At 65.0% G+C, this 25,801-nt stretch carries 24 protein-coding genes; 14 read left to right on the top strand and 10 right to left on the bottom strand.

Annotated features, from left to right (window positions below; translation table 11 throughout):
* Window positions 1–29 precede the first annotated feature (29 nt).
* A complete protein-coding gene (locus A3M7_RS0101290) occupies window positions 30–398 on the top strand; it encodes a hypothetical protein (RefSeq protein ID WP_027542284.1) in 369 nt (122 codons plus the stop codon).
* 216 nt (window positions 399–614) lie between these two features.
* Here A3M7_RS0101290 and A3M7_RS0101285 read toward each other — a convergent pair whose 3' ends face one another.
* The 7 genes from A3M7_RS0101285 to A3M7_RS0101255 all read right to left on the bottom strand — a co-directional run bounded on the left by A3M7_RS0101285 (window position 615) and on the right by A3M7_RS0101255 (window position 5,934).
* The gene (locus A3M7_RS0101285; protein WP_027542283.1) at window positions 615–1,328 is read right to left on the bottom strand and encodes an ABC transporter ATP-binding protein; all 714 of its coding nucleotides are present in this window, start codon (window positions 1,326–1,328) and stop codon (window positions 615–617) included.
* Window positions 1,321–2,088, bottom strand: a complete 768-nt coding sequence (locus A3M7_RS0101280) for an ABC transporter ATP-binding protein (protein ID WP_025575581.1) — start codon at window positions 2,086–2,088, stop codon at window positions 1,321–1,323. Before A3M7_RS0101280 ends, A3M7_RS0101285 begins: the two co-directional genes overlap by 8 nt.
* Window positions 2,081–3,025, bottom strand: coding sequence for a branched-chain amino acid ABC transporter permease (locus A3M7_RS0101275; RefSeq protein ID WP_027542282.1), 945 nt, complete (start codon window positions 3,023–3,025; stop codon window positions 2,081–2,083). The genes A3M7_RS0101280 and A3M7_RS0101275 overlap by 8 nt, the downstream gene beginning before the upstream one ends.
* On the bottom strand, window positions 3,022–3,939 hold the full coding sequence (locus tag A3M7_RS0101270) for a branched-chain amino acid ABC transporter permease (RefSeq protein WP_011083884.1): 918 nt from the start codon (window positions 3,937–3,939) through the stop codon (window positions 3,022–3,024). Before A3M7_RS0101270 ends, A3M7_RS0101275 begins: the two co-directional genes overlap by 4 nt.
* Before the next feature lie 303 nt (window positions 3,940–4,242).
* Complete coding sequence (locus A3M7_RS0101265; RefSeq protein WP_027542281.1) at window positions 4,243–4,461, bottom strand: hypothetical protein; 219 nt, start codon at window positions 4,459–4,461, stop codon at window positions 4,243–4,245.
* A 1-nt stretch (window position 4,462) separates the two neighbouring features.
* Complete coding sequence (locus A3M7_RS0101260; RefSeq protein WP_027542280.1) at window positions 4,463–5,122, bottom strand: acyl-homoserine-lactone synthase; 660 nt, start codon at window positions 5,120–5,122, stop codon at window positions 4,463–4,465.
* Between the two features lie 83 nt (window positions 5,123–5,205).
* Window positions 5,206–5,934, bottom strand: a complete 729-nt coding sequence (locus A3M7_RS0101255) for a LuxR family transcriptional regulator (protein ID WP_025575590.1) — start codon at window positions 5,932–5,934, stop codon at window positions 5,206–5,208.
* Window positions 5,935–6,115: 181 nt separating this feature from the next.
* Here A3M7_RS0101255 and A3M7_RS45975 point away from each other — a divergent pair, with 181 nt between their 5' ends.
* From A3M7_RS45975 to A3M7_RS0101210, 9 genes are all read left to right on the top strand, one after another.
* Complete coding sequence (locus A3M7_RS45975; RefSeq protein WP_167771068.1) at window positions 6,116–6,292, top strand: hypothetical protein; 177 nt, start codon at window positions 6,116–6,118, stop codon at window positions 6,290–6,292.
* Between the two features lie 232 nt (window positions 6,293–6,524).
* A complete protein-coding gene (locus A3M7_RS0101245) occupies window positions 6,525–7,463 on the top strand; it encodes a LysR family transcriptional regulator (RefSeq protein WP_025575592.1) in 939 nt (312 codons plus the stop codon).
* Window positions 7,464–7,618: 155 nt separating this feature from the next.
* Window positions 7,619–8,497, top strand: coding sequence for a shikimate dehydrogenase (locus tag A3M7_RS0101240; RefSeq protein WP_027542279.1), 879 nt, complete (start codon window positions 7,619–7,621; stop codon window positions 8,495–8,497).
* Between the two features lie 60 nt (window positions 8,498–8,557).
* A complete protein-coding gene (locus A3M7_RS0101235; RefSeq protein WP_027542278.1) occupies window positions 8,558–9,688 on the top strand; it encodes an ABC transporter substrate-binding protein in 1,131 nt (376 codons plus the stop codon).
* Between the two features lie 183 nt (window positions 9,689–9,871).
* Window positions 9,872–10,747 (top strand): branched-chain amino acid ABC transporter permease, encoded by an 876-nt coding sequence (locus tag A3M7_RS0101230; RefSeq protein ID WP_027542277.1) that lies wholly within the window; start codon window positions 9,872–9,874, stop codon window positions 10,745–10,747.
* Entirely contained in the window at window positions 10,744–11,742 is a 999-nt protein-coding gene (locus A3M7_RS0101225; protein WP_025576615.1) for a branched-chain amino acid ABC transporter permease, read from the top strand. The genes A3M7_RS0101230 and A3M7_RS0101225 overlap by 4 nt, the downstream gene beginning before the upstream one ends.
* Window positions 11,739–12,482, top strand: a complete 744-nt coding sequence (locus A3M7_RS0101220) for an ABC transporter ATP-binding protein (protein WP_025576614.1) — start codon at window positions 11,739–11,741, stop codon at window positions 12,480–12,482. The genes A3M7_RS0101225 and A3M7_RS0101220 overlap by 4 nt, the downstream gene beginning before the upstream one ends.
* Before the next feature lie 11 nt (window positions 12,483–12,493).
* Complete coding sequence (locus A3M7_RS0101215; protein ID WP_027542276.1) at window positions 12,494–13,231, top strand: ABC transporter ATP-binding protein; 738 nt, start codon at window positions 12,494–12,496, stop codon at window positions 13,229–13,231.
* On the top strand, window positions 13,228–15,099 hold the full coding sequence (locus tag A3M7_RS0101210; RefSeq protein WP_027542275.1) for a bifunctional sugar phosphate isomerase/epimerase/4-hydroxyphenylpyruvate dioxygenase family protein: 1,872 nt from the start codon (window positions 13,228–13,230) through the stop codon (window positions 15,097–15,099). The genes A3M7_RS0101215 and A3M7_RS0101210 overlap by 4 nt, the downstream gene beginning before the upstream one ends.
* Window positions 15,100–15,407: 308 nt before the next feature.
* Here the strand turns inward: A3M7_RS0101210 and A3M7_RS0101205 are convergent, their stop codons facing one another.
* Window positions 15,408–16,580: an ABC transporter substrate-binding protein gene (locus A3M7_RS0101205; protein WP_027542274.1), complete on the bottom strand. Its 1,173-nt coding sequence runs from the start codon at window positions 16,578–16,580 to the stop codon at window positions 15,408–15,410.
* 299 nt (window positions 16,581–16,879) lie between these two features.
* On the opposite strand from A3M7_RS0101205, the gene A3M7_RS0101200 reads away from it, so the two are divergent.
* Entirely contained in the window at window positions 16,880–18,145 is a 1,266-nt protein-coding gene (locus A3M7_RS0101200; protein WP_027542273.1) for an NAD(P)/FAD-dependent oxidoreductase, read from the top strand.
* Between the two features lie 177 nt (window positions 18,146–18,322).
* The gene (locus A3M7_RS0101195; protein ID WP_245284184.1) at window positions 18,323–19,120 is read left to right on the top strand and encodes a slipin family protein; all 798 of its coding nucleotides are present in this window, start codon (window positions 18,323–18,325) and stop codon (window positions 19,118–19,120) included.
* 255 nt (window positions 19,121–19,375) lie between these two features.
* Here the strand turns inward: A3M7_RS0101195 and A3M7_RS0101190 are convergent, their stop codons facing one another.
* Complete coding sequence (locus A3M7_RS0101190) at window positions 19,376–21,058, bottom strand: tannase/feruloyl esterase family alpha/beta hydrolase (RefSeq protein ID WP_049823158.1); 1,683 nt, start codon at window positions 21,056–21,058, stop codon at window positions 19,376–19,378.
* A 183-nt stretch (window positions 21,059–21,241) separates the two neighbouring features.
* Complete coding sequence (locus A3M7_RS0101185) at window positions 21,242–23,095, bottom strand: feruloyl-CoA synthase (RefSeq protein ID WP_027542270.1); 1,854 nt, start codon at window positions 23,093–23,095, stop codon at window positions 21,242–21,244.
* Window positions 23,096–23,226: 131 nt separating this feature from the next.
* On the opposite strand from A3M7_RS0101185, the gene A3M7_RS0101180 reads away from it, so the two are divergent.
* Window positions 23,227–23,742 (top strand): MarR family winged helix-turn-helix transcriptional regulator, encoded by a 516-nt coding sequence (locus A3M7_RS0101180; protein ID WP_084301467.1) that lies wholly within the window; start codon window positions 23,227–23,229, stop codon window positions 23,740–23,742.
* Between the two features lie 194 nt (window positions 23,743–23,936).
* Window positions 23,937–25,766, top strand: a complete 1,830-nt coding sequence (atzF, locus tag A3M7_RS0101175; protein WP_027542268.1) for an allophanate hydrolase — start codon at window positions 23,937–23,939, stop codon at window positions 25,764–25,766.
* The last annotated feature ends 35 nt before the right edge of the window (window positions 25,767–25,801 follow it).

Below are 25,801 nucleotides of genomic sequence, written 5' to 3'. Positions count from 1 at the left end.
GATGGATTGACCTGATCACGGGGATTTCCATGCGCAAGCTGATCCTGATCGCGGCAATGTCGCTGCTCGCAACCGAGGCCTATGCCGGCGGTTCGCGGAGCCTGAGCCTGGCGGCGACCAAGTCCAGCCAGCAGGCGACCGAGCAGCCGGCCGCGACGGCAGCGGCCGCGCCACAGACGGCGACGACTACCCCGACATCAGCGCCGCCAGCCGCAATCACGGCAACGACACCGCCGACGGCAGCCGCGCCGGTCGCGACCGCCCCGGTTGCGACAACACCCACTCGGCCCACCGCCGCACCGGTGGTCGCCACGACCGAGACGGCAAAGCCAAAGCGCCAGCCGTCCACCGAGGCGCGCGTGATCCGCGAGCTGCATCGGCACGGGATTTATTGGTGATTGGTTCGCACCCCGGCGTCGTCCTGGCGAAAGCCAGGACCTCCGCGCGAGCGCTTGCGCTCGTCGCGATTACCCCAGGGAGGGGTTTGGCGAAGACTGGCGGTTCGGAACTGATACCGCGTGAAATAGATAGACCTCGCGGTATGGGTCCTGGCTTTCGCCAGGACGACACCGAGTGAGCGGCGCCTGCGTCCCGCCCCTCACCTCAACGCGCCGCTAAATCCCCAGATATTTGTGCTGCAGATCCGGCTCGGCCATCAGCTCGTGCGACGTGCCGCTCCACACCGTCTTGCCGCGCTCGATGATGAAGTGGCGGTCGCAGATGCGGGCGAGGTGGTCGACGTTCTTGTCGACGACCAGGATCGACTGTCCCCGGCTCTTGAGCAGCGACAGGCAATTCCAGATTTCTTCGCGGATCAATGGCGCGAGGCCCTCGGTCGCTTCGTCCAGAATGAGGAGTTTCGGGTTGGTCATCAGCGCGCGGCCGATCGCCAGCATCTGCTGCTCGCCGCCGGAGAGCTGGTTGCCCATGTTGGACGCGCGTTCGGCGAGGCGCGGGAACATCACGTAGATCGAAGCCAGCGTCCAGGGATTGCTGCTGCTGAAGCGGTCGGCGGCGGCCGCAACGAGATTTTCGCGCACGGTCAGGTTCGGGAAGATCTGGCGCCCCTCGGGCACCAGGCCGACGCCGAGCTTGGCGATCCGGTAGGACGGGAGCTGCCTGACCTCGGTGCCCGCAAAGCGGATCGCACCCGCGCGTGCCGGCGTCAGGCCCATGATGGAGCGGATGGTGGTGGTCTTGCCCATACCGTTGCGGCCCATCAGCGAGACCATCTCGCCCGGCTTGATCGACAGCGACAGGCCGAACAGCACTTGACTGAGGCCGTAGCAGGTCTCGATGCCGTCGACGTCGAGCAGCGTGTCAGCCATGGTGCGTCACCACATGCTGGTCGCCGAGATAGGCGCGCTTGACGTCATCGTTGGCGCGGATCGCGGCCGGATCGCCCGAGGCGATGACGCGGCCATAGACCAGCACCGAGATGCGGTCGGCCAGCGCGAACACCGCCGGCATGTCGTGCTCGACCAGCACGATCGAGACTTCTTTCCGCAACTCCTGGAGCAGCTTGACCATGCGCTGGGATTCGGTGACGCCGAGGCCGGCCATGGGCTCGTCGAGCAGGAGCAATTTCGGCTTGCTGGCCAGCGCGACCGCAAGCTCCAGCTCGCGGCGCTCGCCATGGCTGAGCCGGGACACCACGACGTCGGCGCGGTGCAACAGGCCGACGCGGTCGAGCGCGGCATGGGCGGCATCGCGCAGGCCCTTTTCCTTGCGCGCATCGGCAAAGAAGCGGAACGAGGTGCCGGCATGGGCCTGCGCCGCCAGTGCGACATTGTCGGCGGCGGTGAAGTCGAGCAGCAGCGAGGTGATCTGGAACGACCGCGCCAGCCCCAGCGCGCAGCGGCGATAGGCCGGCAGGTAGGTGATGTCGCGCCCCGCCAGCGAAACGCTGCCGGAATGCGGCTCGAGGTGCCCGGTGAGCTGGCTGATCAGCGTGGTCTTGCCGGCGCCGTTCGGGCCGATGATGGCGTGCAGCTCGCCGCTAGCTACGTCGAGCGAGACGTTGTCCGTCGCGATGATGCCGCCGAAGCGGCGCACCAGCTTCTCGACGCGGAGCAAGGGTTCAGCCACGGCCAGCCCTCCCGAGCACGCCCATGATGCCGCCGCGCCCGAACAGCACGATCAGCAGCAGCAGCGGTCCCATGATCAGCGCCCAATATTCGGTGATCTGCGACAGGAATTCTTCCAGCAGCAGGAACACCACGGCGCCCATGACCGGGCCGAACAGCGTACCCATGCCGCCGAGGATCACCATCACCATGAGGTCGCCTGACCGCGTCCAGTACATCACAGCGGGGCTGATGAAGTCAGTGTTGTTGGCGAGCAGCGCGCCGGCAAGTCCGCACATCATGCCCGAGATGACGAAGCAGACCAGCTGATAGCGCTTGGCAGGGAAGCCGATCGCCTGCATGCGCTGCTCGTTGGAGCGCAGGCCCTGCACCACGAGGCCGAAGCGCGAATTGACGATGCGCCAGATCAGGATGAGCACGGCAAACAGGCAGGCGAGGCAGAGATAGTAGAACTGCGTGCGGTTGCCGAGATTGACCAGGCCGGAGAAGTCGCTGCGCTTGTAGACGGTGAGGCCGTCATCGCCGCCGTACCGCGCCAGCCCCGAGGCGACGTAATAGGCCATCTGCGCAAAGGCCAGCGTGATCATGATGAAATAGACGCCGCGGGTGCGCAAGCTGAGCGCGCCGATCACCAGCGCGTAAGTCGCGGAGGCCGCCAGCGCGACTGGAAACTGGATGAAGCCGGAGCCGACGCCTTCCTGCGCGAGCATGCCGACGGCGTAGCCGCCGATGCCGAGATAGGCGGCGTGGCCAAAGCTCATCATGCCGCCAAACCCCATGATGAGGTTGAGGCTCGCGGCGGCCAGCGCCAGGATGACGATGCGGGTGAACAGCGTCAGGATGAAGACGTTGCCGGAGAGCTGCGAATAGAGCGGCAGCAGCACGAGGCCCGCCAGCATTAGGGCCGTGACGGCCTTGCTCACAGTGAAAGCCTTCATCGACGATTGGCCGGAAACAGCCCCTCCGGCCGCACCACCAGCACGATCGCCATCACCAGGTAGATCAGCATGGACGACAGCGCGGGCGCGGCGGTGGAGGCAGCGGCGCCGCTCAGCACCTGCCGCAGCAGGTTGGGCAGGAAGGCGCGGCCAAGCGTGTCGATCATGCCGACGAAGATCGCGGCCAGGAACGCGCCGCGGATCGAGCCGATGCCGCCGATCACGATGATGACGAAAGCGAGGATCAGGATGTTCTCGCCCATGCCGATCTGCACGGTGAGGATCGGCGCCTGCATCAGGCCGGCAAGGCCGGCGAGCGCCGCACCGAGCCCGAACACCAGCGTGTAGAGCAGCTTGATGTTGATGCCGAGCGCGCCGATCATCTCGCGGTTGGAGGCACCGGCCCGGATCAGCATGCCGATGCGGGTGCGCATCACGCCGAGATAGAGCAGAAGCGCGACCAGCAGCGCCACCACGATGATGGCGAGGCGATAGGCGGGATAGTGAATGCCGGGCAGGATCGGCACCGGCACGGTGAGCCAGGCCGGCAGCGGCAGCGCGAGGCCCGCCGGGCCCCAGATCAGCCGCACGGCTTCATTGAAGAACAGGATCAGGCCGAACGTCGCGAGCACGTGGTCGAGATGGTCGCGGCCGTAGAGATGCCGCAGCGCCGTCATCTCGAGCACGATGCCGAGCACGAGCGTTGCACCGAGCGCCATCAGCGCACCGAGCAGGAAGCTGCCGGTCCAGGCCGCGAAGGTCGCGGCGAAATAGGCGCCCATCATGTAGAGCGAGCCGTGCGCGAGGTTGACGAGATCCATGATCCCGAACACCAGCGTCAGGCCGGCGGCGAGCAGGAACAGCAGCAGGCCAAACTGCAATCCGTTCAGGAACTGTTCGACGACGAGCAGCATCAAAACTCTTTCAGGCGCACGCAGCGTCGCGCCGATGTTCGAACACAGTCGCCATCAGTGAAAGAGCTCCCCCTGCCTCTTCAAGGCCGAAAAATGGGTAATGGCAGTATCGTGCCGAGGCAAGAGCGATTTGACACCAAACATGCACTTTGTTGCATCCCGGCGCAAACGGCCGAAACCTGTCCCGCGATGCAAGAAGGCTGCCGCGCAGCATGGGGCAACCTGCCGCACCCAAACGATCACCCTCCCCGCGGTGGCCGCGGGGAGGGTGCGAAAGCTGTCAGGAATTAAAGCAGGGTGCGTCTAGTGCGACGTCATCTGGTGGGGAAGATCGTCCGGCCCGGTGGGCACGTTGTTTGCCGTCGAGGCCTCCAGTGCTGCCATCCGGAACAGATAGGCGAGCGTCGTCAGTCCGGAGTCGTCCGCCATCTGCGCCAGCTCGAGCGCCATGTCGGACATGTAGCCGAGATTCTCGTCCTTGATTTGCGCCATGATCTGGCTGTCCCGCATCATGTTCGACATTTCAGGCGCTCTTTCGTTGCGCGGCAGCGAGGCCGCAGAGGTTGGCACGGGCGACGGCGTCCAGACGCGGGCCGTCCTGTTGCACGATCGAAGCCATGCCGATGCGATCATGCAGGGCATCGAGCGTCTGGCGACGAATGTCGATGGTGGCCGCCATGGTCCAGGCGTTCTCGACCAGAGCCGGCAGGCCGAGCGGCGTCACGACGAAGCCGGCCTCGTGAAAGCGCGGCAACCACCAGGTTTCCATGATCGCGCTGACCTGCGCGATTCCCTGGCCGAGGCAGAACTCCTGCACCGCCGCCATCAGTTGCAGATTGAGAGCGCCGTCGCGGCGATCGCGGACGACGAAGTAGCGCGACCATTCCCAGATCAGCGGATCCGAGGGGCAGCCGCGTACCGCCGCCAGGTGCGGGAAGACCTCGCTCATCATCGAGGGCTTGGTCGTCGGATAGAGCCGGTGACCACCGACGATGCGCCGGCCCTCCAGCGCAAGCAGATAGACGGTATCCTCGTCGTCGTAGGAATCGATCTCGCGGCCATCCGGCCTGCGCAGCGCCTCCCAATGGCGCTCCTCGACAAAGATCTCATGGCGCAGCCGGAAGTGCTGCTCGATTACGTCTTCGTATAAGTGGCGATTGACCGCAGAAATTGCATGAATCATGAAAACCCCCATTCAGCCTCAATGGGGGGCACCCTCTGCGAAAAGAGGCAGGTTCGATATTGGGAAATTTCCCAGTACGTCGCTCAGGGATTGATGATCTTGTGGCGAATCGCCAGCGCAACCGCATGCGTACGGTTGACAGCACCGAGCTTGCGCGCAGCGGTTGCAAGATGCTCTTCGGCGGTGCGCTGCGTGATGTGCAGGATCTCGCCGATTTCCCAGGCCGACTTGCCCTGCGAGGCCCAGGCGATCACCTCGCGCTCGCGCGGAGTGAGACGCGTCGACGGATACGGCGTCGGCTCGAGCAGACGGCGAATGTGGTCGAAGCCATACATCGCCATCAGGTGCAGGGCCGGCTTGCTGCGGGGATTGAGGTCCAGATGCACGCCGCCGAGCGACACCGCGGCTTCATAGCCGGTGAGCCCGTGGATCGGCACGATGAAGCCACGCGACATGCGAAAATCGCCGGCGCGGTTCATCACCTCGGCCGCGTTCGGCTCGAGCTCGGCATCATACGGCGCCTCCGACCACTCGAACGGATTGACCGATTGCCGGCACAGCCGCACCACGGGATCGAAGCGGTCGTAATTGTTCTGGGTGTAGAGATTGAACCATCCCGCCGGCCAGCGCTTGGCGAGCACCATCTGCGCAAATCGCTGATCGGGGTTCGGCAATCCCGTCACGATAATGGTTTCGAAGCCGAAACGGCCGAAGGCCGTTTCAAGCGCGTCCATGGCGTCCGGTACCTTGCGATAGGTATCCAGGCCTTCGATGAAGTCGAGCGCTTCCCGGCCATAATCGACGGCGGACATCGATGCGTTTCCTGACCCTCGCCGTCCGCTATAGCACGTATTCGGGGGCTGCCTCAATTCGCTGCTTCCGTAGTTCTCCGGTATCCACCTGCTCCGCAGCTTCAATCTACTTGTGGAAGAAGTGACGTCAAGTTACACCTGTGGCGTACAAAGCTGTGGCGTACAGAGCGGGAAACCCACGATGGACGACGAGAACATCGCCCTCAACAGCGTGCTCGGCCTGGAATTGAACCGCGTGTTTTTCGCCGTCCGTGAAACGGCGAACAAGCAGAAGATCATCGAATTCGCGCGCGAGGTGCTGCAAAGCGAGTGCGCCGAGTTCGCGGACCGCGTGTCGCCCGAAGGGCCGGCGAGCTAGAACGCAGTTGCGGCAGACGCGAGAGCTGCTCGCGCGGATGCGACGTCCTTCCATTTGAACGCGCAGATTTTAGTCGAAACACTCCCACCGCGAAGTTGGCTCTCCCTTCTCCTGTGGGAGAAGGTAGGAAACCCGCCGCTCTTCCGCTGACATTGACAGACACTTGCCGCTGGATGACATCACGGCTCTCGTGAGATGATCGCCGCCACGGTCTCTTCGGGATGCCAAGAACATGATGACGCTGCGCCAGGTGGAAGTGATCCGTGCCGTGATGGTGACGGGCACCATTGGCGGTGCGGCGAAGCTGCTCAACGTCTCGGCGCCGGGGATCAGCCGCCTCGTGAAATACACCGAGCGCTCGCTCGGCATCCGCTTCTTCCAGCGCCAGAACGGGCGCTATTTCCCGACGCCGGAGGCCGAGAACATCTTCGAGCAGATCAACGGGGTCTACAAGAAGGTCGACGACCTCTCCGAGATCATCTCCAAGATCGGCCGCGGCGGCCTGTCGGAATTGCGCATCGGCTCGGTGCCGAGCATCTCGCAGGTGATGGTGCCGCGCGCGATCGAGCGCGTCCGGCGCCGCTATCCCGATCTCGGCATCGACATCAATGTCCTCAAGATCGAGGAAGCCATCGACTATCTGATGCTCGGCCGCGGCGAGTGCGTCGCGATGAGCTACCGGCTCGAGCATTCCGGGCTCGATTTCCTGCCGCTCGCCTCGGGCGAGCTCTATTGCATGGTGCCGCCCGGCCATGAGCTCGCCGGCCGCAAGCAGGTCTCGGCCGCCGAGATCACCCGCTATCCGCTGATCGGCATCGATCCGAACGATCCCTACGGCCGGATCATGGCCGGGATCTTTGCGCGCAACCGGCTCGAGTACAACATCACCATTCGCGCGCGCTTCGGCACCACGGTCTGCGCGCTGGTGAAAGCGGGCCTCGGCATCGCCGTCATCGACCAGTTCACGGTGGCCCATGGCGGCTATCCCGGGATCGAACTGCTCAAGATCACCGAGCCGACGCGGTTCGAGACCTACATCGCAGTGAAGCGCGGCGCACCGCTGTCACTTCACGTCGAGTATTTCATCGAATCCCTGCGCGCCGAGATGCGCGCGGTCGAGCCGTCCCGCGGCAACGGCAGGGCTGCGCCTGCACGCGGACGGAAGAAATAACATGATGTTAGGTTAGCGGGACAAAAGGGTAATTGTGTTAGGCGAGGGAAAGGCTATCGTCGCATACGGAAGCCACCTTGGAAGCCCCTAGCAATTGCGCAGGTTTCCCCGCTAATGGCCGGGACCGAACGCTCCCAACGAGACGATAGCGAACCATGTCGAAGCGCGGATACGCCGCCAGCAAGAAACTCCTCACCGGCCTGATCGGCGCGCCGATCGCGCATTCCGCTTCCCCTGCCATGCATGAGCGCGCCGCCGAGGCGCTCGGCCTGCGCGGCCATTACCAGCTCATCGAGGTCGCCGGCGCCGACGCCGCCGGACTCGCCATGATGCTGGAAGGCGTGCGGCGGCTCGGCTTTGCCGGCGTCAACGTCACCTTTCCCTACAAGGAGGCCGTTGTCCCGCTGCTCGACGAGCTGGCGCCGGCTGCGGCGACCATGGCGGCGGTCAACACCGTCGTCGCTAGGGACGGCCGGCTGATCGGCCACAACACCGACACGACGGGCTTTGCGCGCGCGGTGGCACCGCTGCTGGCGTCGTCCGGAAATGCGGTGGCCGTGATCGGCACCGGCGGCGTCGGCAAGGCAATTGCCTTTGCGCTGGCGAGCCTGAAGGTGACTGACCTCCGAATCTTCGACAGCGAGCCGGCGCGCGCCGAAAAGCTCGCCGCGCTACTGGCCAAGCATGGTGGCGCGCGGGTGGCCACGAGCGTGGAAGACGCGCTCCGTGGCGCAACCGGCCTCGTCAACGGCACGCCGGTGGGAATGCTGCCGAACCGGGACACTCCGGTCCCCCCCTCGCTGCTGCGCGACAACCTGTGGGTCGCCGACGCCGTCTATTCGCCGCTGATCACGCCGCTGCTGGCCGCGGCTCAGGCCAAGGGCGCGCGGATCATGACCGGGCGGGAGCTAGCGATCTACCAGGCCGCCGACGCTTTCGAACTGTTCACCGGCCTTGCCCCATCGACCGAAGTCATGGGAGAGGCTTTTGACGAGGTGATGGCGGCGCGAAGCTCAGCCTATCACGCAGCGTAACCGAAGCGGCCGGGCACAAGGCCGCGGACAACAACATCACAGGAAACGGGAGGAGAGACCATGAGATCGGCTATTCTGGCAGGCGCCCTGCTTGCCTTCGCGACTGCAACCAGCGTCCACGCACAGGCGATCAAGCTCGCCGACGTCGCCGAGCTGTCGGGTGGCGGCGCCACCGTCGGCACCAACTGGAAGAACGGTATCGACCTCGCGATCGAGGAGATCAACGCCAAGGGCGGCGTGCTCGGCCGCAAGCTCGAGGTCACCCATGCCGACTCGCAGTCCAACCCGGGCGTTGCCCGCGCGCAGGTGCAGAAGGCGCTCGATGCCGAGCCCTATGTGCTGCTCGGACCCGGCTATTCCGGCTCGGTGAAGGTCACCGCACCGCTCGCGGCCGAAGCCGGCATCGCGCAGATCATGGGCGGCGAAGCCGCCGAGCTGACGCAAGCCGGAAACAAGTTCCTGTTCCGCACCTCGTTCGGCCAGCAATCCTCGATGCCGAAGGTCGCGAAATACATCCACGACGAGATGAAGGCGAAGTCGGTCGCGGTGGTCTGGGTCAACAACGACTTCGGCCGCGGCGGACGCGACGTCGTCGTAAAGGAGCTCGACCGGCTCGGCTCCAAGGTCGTCGCCGACCTCTCGACCGAAGCGGGCCAGGCCGACTTCGCCGCCGACGTCGGCAAGATCAAGTCCGCCAATCCCGATGCCGTGTTCGTCTATCTCAACGAAGAAGAGAGCGCGCGCATCCTGAAAGAGCTGAAGCGCCAGGGCGTCACTGCGCCGCTGATGGGCGAGACCACGCTGATCGGCCAGAAGGTGATCGAGCTTGCCGGCGACGCCGCCAACGGCGCGCGCGGCCATGTCGGCCTCACCACGGATGCGCCGGTCGATTTGATCAAGGCGTTCCGCGAGAAGTTTTCCAAGAAGTACAATTACGTGCCCGACCACAACGGCCTGAAGGGCTACCTCGCCGTCTACATGGTGAAGGCCACCACCGAAAAGATGGGCAAGGTCGACCCGAAGAAGTTTGCCGACACGCTGCACGGCCTGACCATCAAGGCCGCGGACGAGCCGGGCATCCTGATGGACGTCACCTTCAGCGAGACCGGCGACATCGACCGCCAGAGCTTCCTGGTCGAAGTGGTCGAAGGCAAGCAGGTGGTGAAGCAGGTGCTGCCGAAGGTGAAGTGAGGCTTCTTCGCCTCTCCCCGCACGCGGGGGGAGGCCGACGCGCGAAGCGCGGCGGGTGAGGGGGACTCTCCGCGCATCGAGCCGTCACCGTCCTTGCGGAGACTCCCCTCACCCCGACCCTCTCCCCGCAAGCGGGGCGTGGGAGAGGAAAGAGGGGGACGAGGGAACGACGAGAGGGGAAAAATGTCCAATCTGTTCGATCTTCTGGTCGCGGGACTTGCCACCGGCGCCATCTATGCACTGGTCGCGGTCGGCTTCACGCTGCTGTGGCAGACGTCGCAGACCATCAATTTCGCGCAAGGCGAGTTCGTGATGCTGCCGGCGTTCCTGATGCTGGCAGCGATGCATGCCGGCGCGCCGTTCTGGCTCGCGATCATCCTCGGCATTTTGCTCTCGATGCTCCTGCTCGGCCTCGCCTTCAAGATGCTCCTGGTCGATCCGATGATGCGACATGGCGTGCTGCCGCTGGCGATCGCGACCATGGCATTGGCGATCGGTATCAAGGAATCCGTGAAGCAGTTCTTCAGCGCGGAGGCATCGCCCTTCCCGTCGATCGTGCCAACCGGCGATATCTCCATCCTCGGCCACGCCGTCTCGCTGCAGAGCATCGGCGTCCTCGTCGTCGCTATTCTTGCGGTCTTCGGCCTGACCTCGCTCCTCAACCGCACCTCGCTCGGCCACCAGATGCAGGCGGCGGCGCAGAACCCGACGGTGGCGCGCATCATCGGCGTGCCGGTGGAGCGCATGATCCTCCTGACCTTCCTGATCAACGCCTTCCTGGTGGCGCTGGCCTCGCTGCTGATCACGCCGATCTACCTCGCGAAATTCTCCTCCGGCGAGGTGCTGGGCCAGGCCGCCTTCATCGCGGCGATCGTCGGCGGCTTCAACCAGGTGCGCGGCGCGATCGCCGGCGGCCTTCTGATCGGCGTGCTCGACAATCTCGCGGCAAGCTACGTCTCGACGCAGTATCGCGCGGCGGTGCCGCTGATCTTCCTGATCGTCGTCATCCTGTTCCGGCCGCAAGGACTGCTGGGCCGCGCCGAGGAGCGCACGGTATGAACGGATTCGGCAAACCCCTGAAGATCGCGCTCGGCCTCATCGTCATCGCCGGCCTGATCATCGTCCCCATGAACTTCAACCGCTACGGCCTGTTCATCCTGAGCCAGTGGGCGGTGATGACCATCGCCGCGATGGGCCTCAACCTCACGCTCGGTTATGCTGGCCAGGTGTCGCTCGCACAGGGCGCCTTCGTCGGCATCGGCGCCTATGCGGCGGCGATCATGACCACGCATGGCTGGCCGCTGCCGGCCGCGATCGTGGTCGCGGTTCTCTTGAGCTTCGGCGTCGGCTGGGTGCTCGGCTATCCCGCGCTGCGCGTGCAGCACCATTACCTCGCCTTCGTCACACTCGCCTTCTCCACCCTCGCCTTCCTCGTGTTCCGCAACGAGAGCTGGCTCACCGGCGGCATCTACGGCATCTCCAACATTCCGCGCCCGCACATCTTTGGCATCGCGACCAACAAGCCGCTGCCTTTCTACTATGTCTGCCTCGGCTCGCTCGCGATCGTGTCCCTCGCGGTGTGGTGGCTGATCCGCTCGCCCTGGGGCCGCGCCTTCATGGCACTGCGCGAAAACCCGCTGCGCGCGCAATCGCTCGGCATCGACACGAGGCGCTACACGCTGATGGCGTTCGCGATCGGCTCGGCGCTCGGCGGTGTCGCCGGCGCGCTCTATGCGCCGCTGACGCAATACATCGATCCCGTGCCGTTCAACCTGTCGCTCTCGCTCGATCTCCTGATGATGGTGATCGTCGGCGGCGCCGGCTTCTATTTCGGCCCCTTCCTGGGGGCGATGATCGCGGTGCTGCTGCCGGAATGGCTGCGCTTCACGGAAGGGTATTACCTGATGCTCTATGCGATCGCGGTGATGCTGCTGCTGATCTGGTCGCCGACCGGCATTCTGGGAATCCTCGACCGCTATCTCGCCGAGCGCCGCACCAAGGCGGCCTCCGCGCTGCGCGCCGTCGCGAAATCTCGGCTGGAGACGGTGCAATGAGTGCGGTCCTCGAAGTCACCAACATCAAGAAGAATTTTGGCGGCATCAGCGCCGTTGCCGACGTCAGCTTCGACGTCCGCGAGGGCGAGATCCTCGGCCTGATCGGGCCGAACGGCTGCGGCAAGTCCACCCTGTTCAACTGCATCCTCGGCCAGCTCACGCCATCAGGCGGCGAAGTGAAGCTCGACGGCAAGGTGGTCACGGGCCTGCGTCCCTCCGAGCTCAACAAGCTCGGCGTCAGCCGCACCTTCCAGCTGTTGCAGGTGTTTCCAAAACTGTCGGTGCGCGAGAACCTGATCCTCGCAGGACAGGAGCACCAGGGCAACATGGCCTCGCGCCTGGTCGGCCGCTCCGATGCCGGGCTGACGGAGGCCGCCAACCAGATGATCGGCTTCTTCAAGCTCGATCATCTCGCCGCTGAGCCTGCCGGCGGCCTGTCCTACGGCCAGCAGAAGCTGCTCGATGCCGCCATGGCCTTCATGGGCGGCCCGCGCCTGGTGCTGCTCGACGAGCCCGCCGGCGGCGTCAACCCGTCGATGCTGGCGGACCTGAAGGACCGGCTGGTGGCGATCAACCGCGAGAAGAACGCCACCTTCGTCGTGATCGAGCACAACATGGAGTTCGTGATGTCGCTGTGCTCGCGCGTGATGGTGATGGCGGAAGGCAAGGTGCTGGCGATGGGACGCCCGGACGAGGTCCGCAAGAACCCGGCCGTGATCGAAGCTTATCTGGGACATTGAGGGCACGAGCCATGAGCGACCCGATCCTCTCGGTTCACAATCTCGTCGGCGGCTACGGCAAGATGACGATCTTGAACGGCACGACGTTTTCCGTGCCGCAGGCCACCATCACCACCATCATCGGCCCCAACGGCGCCGGCAAGTCGACCGTGTTCAAGGCGATCTTCGGCCTGCTCAAGCTGCGCGAGGGCAAGATCAGTTTTGCTGGTCGCGACGTCACGAACTTGAGCCAGCGCGCGCTGCTCAACGCCGGCATCTGCTACGTGCCGCAGGGCCGCAACATCTTCCCCGAGCTGTCGGTGCGCCACAACATCGAGCTCGGCGGCGTCGCCGCCGGGAAGGGTCTCGACCTGCCCAAGCGGATCGAGGCGGCACTCGACCTGTTTCCGGCGCTGCGCCGCAAGTCGACACAGCAGGCCTCGACGCTCTCCGGCGGCGAGCAGAAGCAGCTCGAGATCGCCCGCTCGCTGCTGCTCGAGCCAAAGCTGGTGCTGATCGACGAGCCCTCGATCGGCCTGTCGCCGCTGATGGTGCAGCAGACCTTCGACATCCTCAAGAGCCTGCGCGACCGCGGCGTCACCATCCTGATGATCGAGCAGAACGCGCGCTCGGCGCTGGAGATCTCCGATATCGGCATCGTGCTCGAGCTCGGCCAGACCCGCATGGTCGACGGCGCGAAGCGCATCCTGAACGATCCCCGCATCGGCCAGCTCTTCCTCGGGGGAGCCATGGAGGAGACAGCAGCATGAACAAGCGCTCGATTGCGACCGTCTCTCTCTCGGGGGCGCTGGATGAAAAGCTGCGTGCCATCGCAGCCGCCGGCTTCGACGAAGTCGAGATCTTCGAGAACGACCTGCTGTCGTTCGGCGCAGGCCCGCGCGACATCGCCAAGCTCTGCCACGATCTCAACCTCAAGATCTGCGCATTCCAGCCGTTCCGCGATTTCGAGGGCATGCCGGAGCCGCAGCGCGCGCGCAACTTTGCCCGCGCCGAGCGCAAGTTCGACTTGATGCAGGAGCTCGGCACCGACCTGCTGCTGATCTGCTCCAACGTCTCCCCCAGCTCGCTCGGCGGCATCGACCGCGCCGCGGATGATTTTCGCGAGCTCGGCGATCGCGCGGCCAAGCGCGGCTTGCGCGTCGGCTACGAGGCGCTGGCCTGGGGACGGCACGTCAACGACTACCGCGACGCCTGGGAGATCGTGCGGCGCGCCGATCATCCCGCGATCGGCGTCATCCTCGACAGTTTTCATGCACTCGCCCCGGGCTTTCCAGTGCGCGCGATGGCCTCGATCCCCGGCGACAAGATCTTTCTGGTGCAGCTTGCCGACGCGCCGAAGCTCGAACTCGACATCCTCTCCTGGAGCCGGCACTTCCGGTCGTTTCCCGGCCAGGGCGATCTGCCGGTCAGCGAATTCATGGCGGCGGTCGCCGCGACCGGCTATGCCGGGCCGCTGTCGCTGGAGATCTTCAACGACCAGTTCCGCGCCGGCTCGGCGGCGCAGACCGCCATCGACGGCCTGCGCTCGCTGATCCTGCTGGAGGACCAGCTTGCACCGGATTGGCCGAAGCTTGTCGCCGAACCGCTGGCGCCGAAGGCCAAAAGTCACGGCACCGGCTTCATCGAGTTTGCCGTCAACGAGACCAAGGCCGGCGAACTCGCCCGCCTGTTGTCGCAGCTCGGATTCCGCCAAACCGGCAAGCATCGCAGCAAGGCGGTGGAGCGCTGGTCGCAAGGCAAGGTCGAGCTCGTCATCAATTGCGAGACCGACGGCTTCGCGCATTCGCACTACGTCACGCATGGCCCCGGCGTCTGCGCCATCGCGCTCGACGTCGACAATGCGGGCCTTGCCATGCAGCGCGCCGAGGCCTTGAGGGCGCGCACCTTCTATCAGCCGGTCGGGCCGGGCGAGCTGGAGATTCCCGCGATCCACGGCGTCGGCGGCAGCCTGCTTTATTTCCTCGATCAGGCCGGCAAGAACTGGGACACCGATTTCGAACCTGTTGCGAGCAAGGCGAGCGCGGACGCGCTGCTCGCCGTCGACCACATCGCGCAGTCGATGCCCTATGACGAGATGCTGTCCTGGCTGCTGTTCTACACCGGCATCCTCGACCTCAAGCGCCTGCCGCAGATGGAGATCGCCGATCCCAGGGGCCTTGTGCAGAGCCAGGCCATCATCAACGGCGACCAGAGCCTGCGCTTCGTGCTCAACGGCTCCTCCGCCAATCGCACCCTGCCCGCCCGCTTCATCTCGGAGTTCTTCGGCTCCGGCGTGCAGCACGTCGCGTTTGCGTGCCAAGACATCTTTGCAGCGGTCGCCGCGATGCGCGCCCGCGGCGCGGGCTTTCTGGATATTCCCGACAATTACTACGACGACATCGAAGCCAAATACGACCTCGCGCCCGACCTGATGGCGCAGCTACGCGCCAACCACATCCTCTACGACCGCGAGGGCGACGGCGAGTTCTTCCAGGTCTACACCCACATCTTCGACGAGCGCTTCTTCTTCGAGATCGTCGAGCGAAGGAATTATCAGGGCTTTGGCGCGGCCAATGCCGGGATCAGGCTCGCGGCGCAATCACGCGAAGTGCGGCCGGTGAGCATGCCGCGGGTGTAGGCCTTCGCCTCTCCCCGCTTGCGGGGAGAGGCCGGAATTCGAGCGCAGCTTGAATTCCGGGTGAGGGGGAGTCACCGCGAGTCACGTGACACTCAGGAGCAACGCCCTCTCAACACGTCATTGCGAGCGCAGCGAAGCAATCCAGAATCCTTGCGCGGAAAGACTCTGGATTGCTTCGCTGCGCTCGCAATGACGAGGAGAGTCCGCGGGAATATGGTAACGGGATCTCCCGTGGAGAATGCCCCTCACCCCGACCCCTCTCCCCGTAAGAACGGGGAGAGGGAGAGGAGAGAGCTCGCCCAACCAGCTCACTTCATCTGGCACTTCTGATGGAAGCGATCCTGGTCGTTCTCGACGATGGTGGCGACCGTCTTCAGCGCGAGCTGGCCGTCGGCATCCTTGACCACGTCCTGGAGATAGAAGCTCTGCACCGGGATGTGGTTGTTGCCGTATTTGAACGCACCGCGCAGCGACTTGAAGTTGGCCTTCTCCATCTCGGCCTTCATCGCGTCCTTCTTGCTGGTGTCGCCCTTCACCGCGACCACCGCGCTGTTGATGAGCTGGGCGGCGTCATAGGTCTGGGCGCCGTAATAGGTCGGACGCAGATTGGGGTACTTCTTGCGGTAGTCGGCGACGAAGCGCTTGTTCTGCTCGTTGGGCAGGTCATTCACCCACTGCTGCGCGCCGGGAACGCCAAGCGCGTTCTCCTTCTGGAGCGGCAGCGACAGTTCGTCGACGGTGAAGGCGGTGTAGAGCGGCATCGTGCTCTTCAGGCCGGCCTGGGTATATTGATTGAGGAACTGCACGCCGGCGGCGCCGGGGTAGAACACGAAGATCGACTCGGCGCCCGAGGCGCGGGCCTTGGAGAGCTCGGCGGAGAAGTCGAGCTGGCTCGGCCAGACCGTGTATTCCTCGCCCTTGACCTCACCCTTGAAGGTGTTCTTGAGCCCGGCGAGCATGTCCTTGCCGGCCGCATAGTTCGGCCCGATCAGAAAGACGCTCTTGACGCCCTTCTGGTTCATGTAGAGGCCCATGGCCTGCGGCGTCTGGTCGTTCTGCCAGGAGGTCGAGAACACGTAAGGCGAGCAGAGCTCGCCGGCGAGCTGCGACGGGCCGGCATTGGCCGAGATCAGGAAGGTCTGCGAGTCGACCGCGGTCTTCAGCGAAGCCAGCAGCACGTTCGACCAGATGTAGCCGACGATGAAATCGACCTTATCGGACTGCACCAGCTTCTCGGTCTTCTGCTTGCCGACGTCAGGCTTCTGCCCGTCGTCCTCGTAGATCACCTCGACCGGCTTGCCGTCCATCTTGCGCCCGAGATGATCCAGCGCCAGCTCGAACGAGTTGCGCATGTCGTTGCCGATCACGGCGGTCGGGCCGCTGAAGGTCGAGACGAAACCGATCTTGATGGTGTCGCCGGCGAATGCCGGGCTCGCCAGCACCAGCGCCGCTGCGCCCGCCAGCCAGAATGCCGTCCTCATAACCACTCCCCTCCTTATTATTGCTCCCGGAAACGGGGTGATCGCCGCCCCGGGCCTGTCTCTATTGAACGCAAAATCTGTCGCGCCGCCAATGGCTCAGCGCGTGCCCCTGCACCATATTTCGCCCCCATCAGCGATGGCAAGAAATATAATTCTACTCACTTCGACCAAGCCTGCGGCGCTTTTTCGCGGCATGACGATACGCCGAGCCTATTCCGCGATTGATGACGGCTATTGGACCGCGGGCCACTTTCCGCACTTAAATGAAGCAGAGAAGCAGCGAGAGTCGAGGGCGCATCATGACCACCACACCCCATCGCGTCGTCATTGTCGGTGCCGGCTTCGGCGGGCTGGAGGCGACCTACCGGCTCGCGGGCGCCCCGGTCGACATCACGCTGATCGACCGCCGCAACCATCATCTGTTCCAGCCGCTGCTCTACCAGGTCGCCACCGCCTCGCTTGCCACCAGCGAGATCGCCTGGCCGATCCGCCATCTGATGCGCGACCGGCGCGAGGTGACGACACTGTTCGCGACCGTGAGCGGCGTCGATGCGACCAGGCGCTGCGTGCTGATCGACGACGGCAGCGAGGTGCCTTACGACACGCTGGTGCTCGCAACCGGCGCGCGTCACGCCTATTTCGGCCATGACGAGTGGGAGCAGTTCGCGCCCGGCCTGAAGACGCTGGAGGACGGGACCACGCTGCGCCGTCACATCCTGGTGGCGTTCGAGCGCGCCGAACGCGAGACCGATCCGGCGCGGCGCGCAGCGCGGCTGACCTTCGTCATCGTCGGCGCCGGCCCCACCGGCGTCGAACTCGCCGGCACAATTGCCGAGATGGCGCACCACACCCTGCCCGGCGACTTTCGCAACATCGACACGACCAAGGCGCGCGTGGTGCTGATCGAGGCCGGGCCGCGCGTGCTCGCCGGCTTCGCCGACGACCTCTCGGCTTACGCGCAGGCCTCGCTGGAAAAGATCGGCGTCGAGGTCGTGCTGGGACAGCCCGTCACCGAGATCAATCGTGAAGGCGTGGTGTTCGGCGGCAAGCTGCTCGAGGCAAAGACAAGAATCTGGGCCGCCGGCGTGCGCGCTTCGCCAGCCGCCGAATGGCTCGGCGCGCCGGCCGATCGCGCCGGACGCGTGCAGGTCGAAGACGACCTGACGATTCCAGGCCATCCCGAAATCTTTGCGATCGGCGATACCGTCAGCATCAACGCCTGGGAGGGCAAGCCCGTGCCCGGCATCGCCCCGGCCGCCAAGCAGCAGGGAAAGCATGTCGCCGAGACCATCAAGGCGCGGCTACGCGGCGCTGCGACGGGCCCATTCCGCTACAAGCACGCCGGCAGCCTCGCGCAGATCGGCAAGCGCCTCGCCGTGATCGACTTCGGCCGCATCAAGCTGCGCGGCACCATCGCGTGGTGGATCTGGGGCATCGCCCACATCTACTTCCTGATCGGCCTCCGCCACCGCCTCAGCGTCGCCCTCAGCTGGCTCTGGATCTACGCCCGCGACCAGCGCGCCGCGCGGCTGATCACGCAGGGATCGAGCAAGGTGGTGGGGTGACGGCTTCTCCCTCTCCCCGCAAGCGGGGCGAGGCGAAGTCCGCGCAAACGTTAAGCAACGGGCGTCAAGTGGTTAACACGAAAAAATATGCCTGACGGCGCTCCGCCAGCGTCCTTGAAAGCAGCACACTCCGTCACTTAATCCGCCGCGCACTGATTTTTGCTTCAGGAGGCAACCATGTTCGTCATGGAGTTTGTCGCCGCGCATCCGTATTTCACCATCGTTGCCGTCGCGGCGATCGCGTATTTTATCGGCAGCATCCGCGTCACCAATCAGTATGAACGCAGCGTCGTGTTCCGGCTCGGCAAGTTCAATCGCACCGCCGGCCCCGGCCTCTATCTCGTCTGGCCGATCATCGAATGGCAGACCAAGCTCGATTTGCGCACCATCACCGCCAATGTCGAGCAGCAGGAAGGCATCACGCGCGACAACGTGCCGATCAAGGTCGATGCCGTGGTCTGGTATCGCATCGTCGATCCCGAGCTCGCCGTGATCGAGGTCAAGGCGGTCTCGAACGCGGTCGTGCAGGTCTCGCTGACGACGCTGCGCGCGGTGCTCGGCCAACATACGCTGGATGAGATCCTGAAGGCGCAGGACACCATTGCCGATGTCATGCAGAAGTCGATCGACGCCACCACCGAACCGTGGGGCGTGAAGGTCGAGCTGGTGCAGATGAAAAGCGTCGAGATACCTCCGAGCATGCAGCGCGCGCTGGCGCAGGAAGCGGAAGCGTTGCGCGAAAAGCGCGCCCGCCTGATCAAGGCCGAGGCCGAGCTCGATGCCGCCGAGCAGCTGCGTCAGGCCGCCGAAGTGATCATGCAGAATCCGGCCGGCCTCGAGCTGCGCCGCATGCAGATGATCACCGAAGTCGGCGCCGAGCAGAACACCATGACGCTGGTGATGATGCCGAGCGAGTTCGTGTCGATGGCAAGGGGGATTGCGGACGTCGCGAAGGCGGTGGTGGAGAAGAGGTGATTCCTCTCCCTCTCTCCCGCGTGCAACTCTTCCTTCTCCCCTTGTGGGAGAAGGTGGCATAGGCGGCCTCCGGCCGCCGTTCACTTAGAACGCCGATGCTTCGCATCGGCTATGGCGCCGGATGAGCGGTTTGCGTCCGCGAGTAAAAAGGCGAGAGATTCACGCGCGGAAGAAACCCCTCACCCGGCTTTGCTTCGCAAATCCACCCTCTCCCACAAGGGAGAGGGTGCGGTAGCGCTCGCGGCCGCGATGTTACTACGGCGCCTTGCAAACGAAATTCGCGGCGTTCTCGCTATCGCCCTGCCCCGAATAGGCGGCATAAGACGGGTATGGACACAGCGGCCGCGTGCGGTTCGGGCTCCACGAAGCCGGGACTTCCTTGTTCGCCGGATTGGCGGAGACGATGATGCGCTCGGGCGCCTTGCCCATCTCCACCCAATCGGTCAGCGCGCTGAGTGCATCGAACTTGTCGAGCGCGACGCCACCGCCGCAATGGGTTTCGCCGGGGATGGTGAACAGACGCGCGATGCCGTCCGCACGTCCCTGCAGGTTCTTGTCCAGCCGATCGTACCAGCGGATGCTGTCATTCACCGAGAACACCGGGTCGGCCTGGCCGTGATAGATCAGCATCTTTCCGCCGGACTTCTGCAACCCCGCAAGCTTGGGATCATCGACGTCGGGCGGGGTCATGAAGTCCATGGCCGATTCGGTGAATGTGCCGTCCTTGGCGAAGATTTTTGGCGCGTCCTTGTCGAAATCATACGCCTTCAGGGCATCGATCAGCTTGTCGCTGCTGCCCTCCACCGCGACCGGCGGTGTCGAGAAGATGTAATTCAGCGACGCCGCGCCCATGGTTGCGATGATCGGATAGTTGTTCCAGGGCGCGACCGGACTCTCGACCTTCCAGGCGCGCCAGTTGCCGGTGCCGATGCCGCCATCGAGCGGCCAGTCGGAATAGAGCGCCTCGCCTTTCGAATTCTTCGGCCCGGCCAGGCTCGTCTTCAGCGCGTCCACCTTGGCTTGCGGCAGGCACGCATTGGTCTGACCTGGCGCGCAAGCAAGGCTCTTGAGATCGAACGCCTTCTGACAAGCCGCGAGATTGGCGGTCAAGCCGTCCTTGACGCCGTCGAGCGCATCGCAGGCCTCCGTGATGCGGGAGGCGATGACTTGCGCGTCCTCCCTGGTGATCGATTTGCGCAAATCGGGATCGGCCTTGAGAAAGGCCTGCACGTCCCAGGCATGCTGGATCGCCGCGCGCGGCAGATCGAAGCCGGGATTGCCGACGAGGAAGCCATCATAGTTCTCGGGCATGCGCGAGGCCGCGACCATCGCGTGGCGTCCGCCGTTCGAGCAGCCGGCCATGTAGGAGCGATCCGGCTTGCGGCCGTAATGCAGGGCGATGATCGCCTTGCCCACGGGCGACAACGTCATATCGGCCGCGTAGCCATAGTCGCGCCGCGCCTGCGGATCGAGACCGAAGGCAGCGCCCGCAGTCAGACCGAGCGATTTGTTCGCGGGATCGGAGCCGGAATGCCCGCTGTCGGACGACAGCACGGCAAAGCCGCGCGCCAACGGCACCGTCCCGCCCGAGGCAAAGCCGTCCGGCTTGTCGCCGAGCGCAGGCACCACGACGCCATCATTGCCGCCGTTGACTTGGTGCAGGAAGCGTCCGTTCCACTCCGCCGGCAGGCGGAGCTCAAACTGGATGGCGTAGGATTTTCCATCCGCACCGGTGCGCTGGTTGGCGATCCCCGTCACGATGCAATGCTTGGGCAGGCCGGAGGCCGCGTCCTGCGCCTTTGATCCCGTGATCTCGATGCCGGAGATGGCAAGCGATGCTGATGTGACCGGCGAGCAGGCCTCGCCATCCGCGCGGACCAGTGCCGCCGACCCCAGAAGCGCAGCCAGCGTGACTGCCGATACCAAGCCAGACCTCACGGCGGCCTCCCTTATTTGATTATATCTTATAACTATTACACTTGCTCTCTTTCGTTGGCAAGCCGTGTCCCGGACGCGGTGCGGCATCCGGGCGATGCGAAGCATCGTCCCGTATGACGCGACGCAGAGCATCACTTCGTGACGCGCTGCGTCCGGGGCACGAGACGATCGAGTGCGGACGGTTCAGCCGATGCCAATCCATTCGGTCGATGCATCGTCGTTGAGCCGCGCCACCGCCTCCGCACGCCGCGTCAGCACGGCGCGCTGGTTGATGTAGCCCTTGTCGGTGATCTCGCCGCCGTCCACCGATGGCGGCTCGGCGAGCAGCAGGGCGCGCGTGGCGTGGCCGGAGGAATTGGCGCCGTGCTGCTTCAGCTTTGCAAGGCCCTCTGCGATCGCGGCCCTGACCTTGCCATGGGCCAGCACATCATTCACATCAGCCGTCTCCGGCAAACCGGCATGCGTGCGGCACGCCGCGATGTTCGGGAATACCAGGAAGCGCACCTCGTCGCCACCGTGACCGGCGACGACGATATCCTGCGCGAGCGGCGCCAGCGCGGCGATGCCGGCGAGGCGCAGCGTGCCGACGCTGACCCAGGTGCCGGAATTGAGCTTGAAGTCCTCCGCGACACGGCCGTCGAAGAACAGGCCGCGCTCCGGCCGCGCGCTATCAGCAAGCTTCACTGCATCCCCGATGAGATAGAAGCCCTCGTCGTCAAACGCCTGCCTGGTCAGCTCGGGCGCCTTCCAGTAACCCGGCGTGACGTTGGGGCCGCGCACGCGCACCTCCAACTTGTCGCCTGACGTAACGAGCTTCAGCTCGGTGCCGGGGATCGGCACGCCGATATTGCCGGATCGCTCGGCGAGGAAATGGCAGTCGGTCGCCAGCGGCGAGGTTTCCGTCGAGCCCCAGGCCGAGACCATCGGCAGCGGGCGGCCGACCGTCTGGATGGACAGTTGTTCGAGCGCGTCCCAGAGATTCTGCGGCAGCGCGGCGCCGGCATAGAAGGCGAACTTCACCTCGCTGAAGAAGCGGCGGCGCAAAGCTTCGTCGCCGCGCAATGCCGCGATCAGCATGTCGAAGCCGCGCGGCACGTTGAAATAGACCGTCGGCATCACGCTTTTCAGGTTGGCGAGCGACGTCGCAAACAGACCGGGCGCAGGCTTGCCGCCGTCGATATAGAGCGAGCCGCCGTTGCGCAGCACGAGGTTGAAATTGTGGTTGGCACCGAAGGTGTGGCTCCAGGGCAGCCAATCGAGAATGACGAGATCGCTGCCAGCCTGTTCGAGGAAGGTCCAGGTCTGCGCCTTGGCCTGCTGGCTGGAGGTCAGCATGCGCTGGGTGTTGATGACCGCTTTCGGCGTGCCGGTCGAGCCGGAGGTGAACAGGAATTTTGCGATCGTGTCCGGCGTCACCGCGGCAAAGGCTTTGGCGACGTCGGCAATTTCGGGCGTTGCCGCAACGATGCTGAAGGCGAGTGCGTCGGCGTCATCGCCGTTGCCGCTGATGACCTGCGCCTTGTGCAGCGGCTTGATCGCGGCCAGCGCCGCCGCGAACGGCTTCGTCGCGGCGACGTAGATCGCGCCCGGCTCCAGCAGCGCGATCATGCTCTTGAGCTTGTCGAAATCCCTGGACATCAGCGAATAGGCCGGCGAGATCGCGGCGGAGGGCACGCCGACATGCTGCGCGGCAAGCGCGAGCAGCGCATGGTCGATGCTGTTGTCGGAGAGGATCACGAGCGGGCGTTCGGCGCTGAGGCCTTGCGCCAGAATCCACGACGCCGCGCCACGCACCTGGCGCAACGCCTGCGCATAGGTGACGGTGGTCCATGGCGCTTCGACATTGCCGCGCTCGGCAAGGAAGATCGCATCGGGCGTCTGCCGCGCCCATTGCTCCAGCCAGTCGCCGATGCAGCGCGCACTGTCGCGCAACGGTTCCGGCGAGCGGAGCACGATGCTGCCGTCGGCGCGATACTCGGCGATCGTCTTTGGCGCTGCGAACAGACTTGACGCGTCACCGCGTAAGGCGGCTGTCATGTGTTTCCTCCTCCGCCCGGACCGGGATCAGCCGCAGCCTCGTTCCGGGCTGCTTTGGCCATAATGTTGGGCACGACAATTGTTGTCGTCAACAACAATCTTCCGCACGGCCGTCCGAGACGCTACAAGGGATGCATGGCAGGAGACGCGACGTGACAGCCACCGTAGCCCAAACTTCCCCACGCAAACGCGCCGGCAACGGCGCGGCGCGGCCGAACGACGCGGACGAGATCGGCCTCGACGCACTGGTCGGGCACGCCGGTTACGCGGTGCGTCGCTTCCAGATCTGGATCTTTCAGGACTTCATCAAGACGCTTGGCGACGTCGACATCCGGCCGACGCAATATTCGGTGCTGACGGTGATCGGGGCCAATCCGGGCCTGTCGCAGATGGCGGTGGCCAAGCGCCTCGGCATCGAGCGCGCCCGGCTGGTGCATCTGCTCGACAGCCTCGAACAGCGCAAATACGTGAAACGGATCAAGTCGAAGGCGGACCGGCGCTCGCACGCCCTGCATCTCACCGCCCAGGGCGAGACCGCGCTGGCGAAATTCAAACGGCTCGCTGCCGAGCACGAGCGCCATGTCGAGGCGAAGATCGGCAAGGAGAACCGGGAGCGACTGCTCCAGATCCTCGCTGGCTTCACCTGATCCAGCCTGCCCAAAATTTACGCAAATGCCCGGAACAAGGCGTTGGCGCGACCGCCCGCCCGGCTACCGAAATATCCCCCAACCTACTGATCTCCCGATAATATCCGGAGCAACCGCGTTGCCCGGATTCTGTACACAATGGCACATCGCTTGCTTCGATCCGGGTGAGGACATGTTGCCGGAGTTTTGTCGCCATGGGGGCTGAAATGGAGGCTGAGCAGCCTGAAACGATCGCCGCGATTGTGGCCGCGCATCGCGCGGGCACGCACACGCCGGCACAGACGCTCGCGCGCAGCTACCAGCGCATCCGCGACCACAACGATCCCGCCGTCTTCATCAGCCTGCGCGACGAGAAGGACGCAATCGCAGAGGCCGAAAAGCTTGCCGCGCGCGCGGATGCCGCCAGCCTGCCGCTCTACGGCGTCCCGGTTGCGGTGAAGGACAATATCGACGCGCTGGGATTTCCGACCACGGCAGCCTGCCCGGCCTTTTCCTACACACCGACCCATGACTCGACCGCGGTGGAGCGCCTGCGCGCGGCCGGCGCCATCATCATCGGCAAGACCAATCTCGACCAGTTCGCGACCGGCCTCGTCGGCGTGCGCTCGCCCTACGGCATTCCCAAAAATTCGATTCGCGAAGATCTGATTCCCGGCGGGTCGAGCTCGGGATCGGCCACCGCCGTCGGTGCCGGCCTGGTGCCGCTGACGCTCGGCACCGACACGGCCGGCAGCGGGCGCGTTCCGGCGATGCTCAACAACATCGTCGGGCTGAAGCCGAGCCTCGGCATGATCTCGACCGCGGGACTCGTGCCGGCCTGCCGCACGCTCGACTGCATCTCGGTATTCGCCTTGACGGTGGACGATGCCGCACTCGCACTCTCCGTGATGGCGGGACCTGACCAGGCCGATCCGTTCTCGCGCGACCGGCCGCTCGGCGCGCTCACGCCGTTCCCCGCAAACCTGCGCCTCGGCGTGCCGCGCAACGGGCAGCTGATCTTCTTCGGCGACAGGAAGGCGGAAGCAGCTTACGGCGAGGCGCTGAAGCGCTGGACCGCGCTCGGCGCAACGCTGGTCGAATTCGACCTCGAGCCGTTCTACGAGACGGCGCGGCTGCTCTATGAAGGGCCCTGGGTCGCCGAGCGCTATCTCGTGATCAAGAATCTGCTCGCCTCTGCACCCGACTCGATCCATCCGGTAACGCGCGAGATCACCGCCGCCGGTGCGCGGCTGACGGCGGCGGACACCTTCTCCGCGCTCTATCGCCTGCAGGGCCTGCGCAAGATCGCGGAGCGCACCTTTGCCAATATCGACGCGCTGGTGCTGCCGACGGCGCCGACGGCCTATACGACCGCGCAGGTGCTGGCCAACCCGATCGAGCTCAACAGCCGGCTCGGCACCTATACCAATTTCGTGAACCTGCTCGACCTCTGCGGCCTTGCCGTGCCGGCATCGATGCGCGCCGACGGCGTCCCGTTCGGGATCACGCTGCTGGCGCCGGCAGGACGCGATGCGCTGCTTGCGAGCATCGGCCGCGTGTTCCATGCGGATACCAAGCTGAGCGTCGGCGCGAAGGGCGTGGCGCAACCTGCTCTCACCCCGCCTGCTGCAGGCGGCATCGACGAGATTCCGATCGCCGTCGTCGGCGCGCATCTGTCCGGCATGGCACTGAACGGCGAGTTGAAGGCGCTGAACGGAAAGCTGGTCGAGGCGACCAGGACGGCGGCGGACTACAAGCTCTATGCGCTTCCGACCACGCCGCCGAAACCCGGCATGCTGCGCGTCGAGACCGGCAAGGGCGCGGCGATCGAGCTGGAAATCTGGTCGCTGTCTGCGGCTGCGTTCGGCAAGTTCGTCAACGCAATTCCGGCGCCGATGGCGATCGGCACCATCAGGCTCGCCGACGGCCGCAGCGTGAAGGGCTTTCTCGTCGAGCCAGCAGTGCTGGGCGAAGCGCGAGACATCACCGCCTATGGCGGCTGGCGGAAGTATATGGCGGAGGCTGCGACAGCGAAGGTCTCGTAGGGTGGGCAAAGCGTAGCGTGCCCACCATTACCATT

Origin of the sequence: Bradyrhizobium sp. WSM2254 (genome assembly GCF_000472645.1) — a bacterium.
Lineage (GTDB): Bacteria > Pseudomonadota > Alphaproteobacteria > Rhizobiales > Xanthobacteraceae > Bradyrhizobium > Bradyrhizobium niftali.
This window is presented reverse-complemented; position numbering and strand designations above follow the sequence as displayed.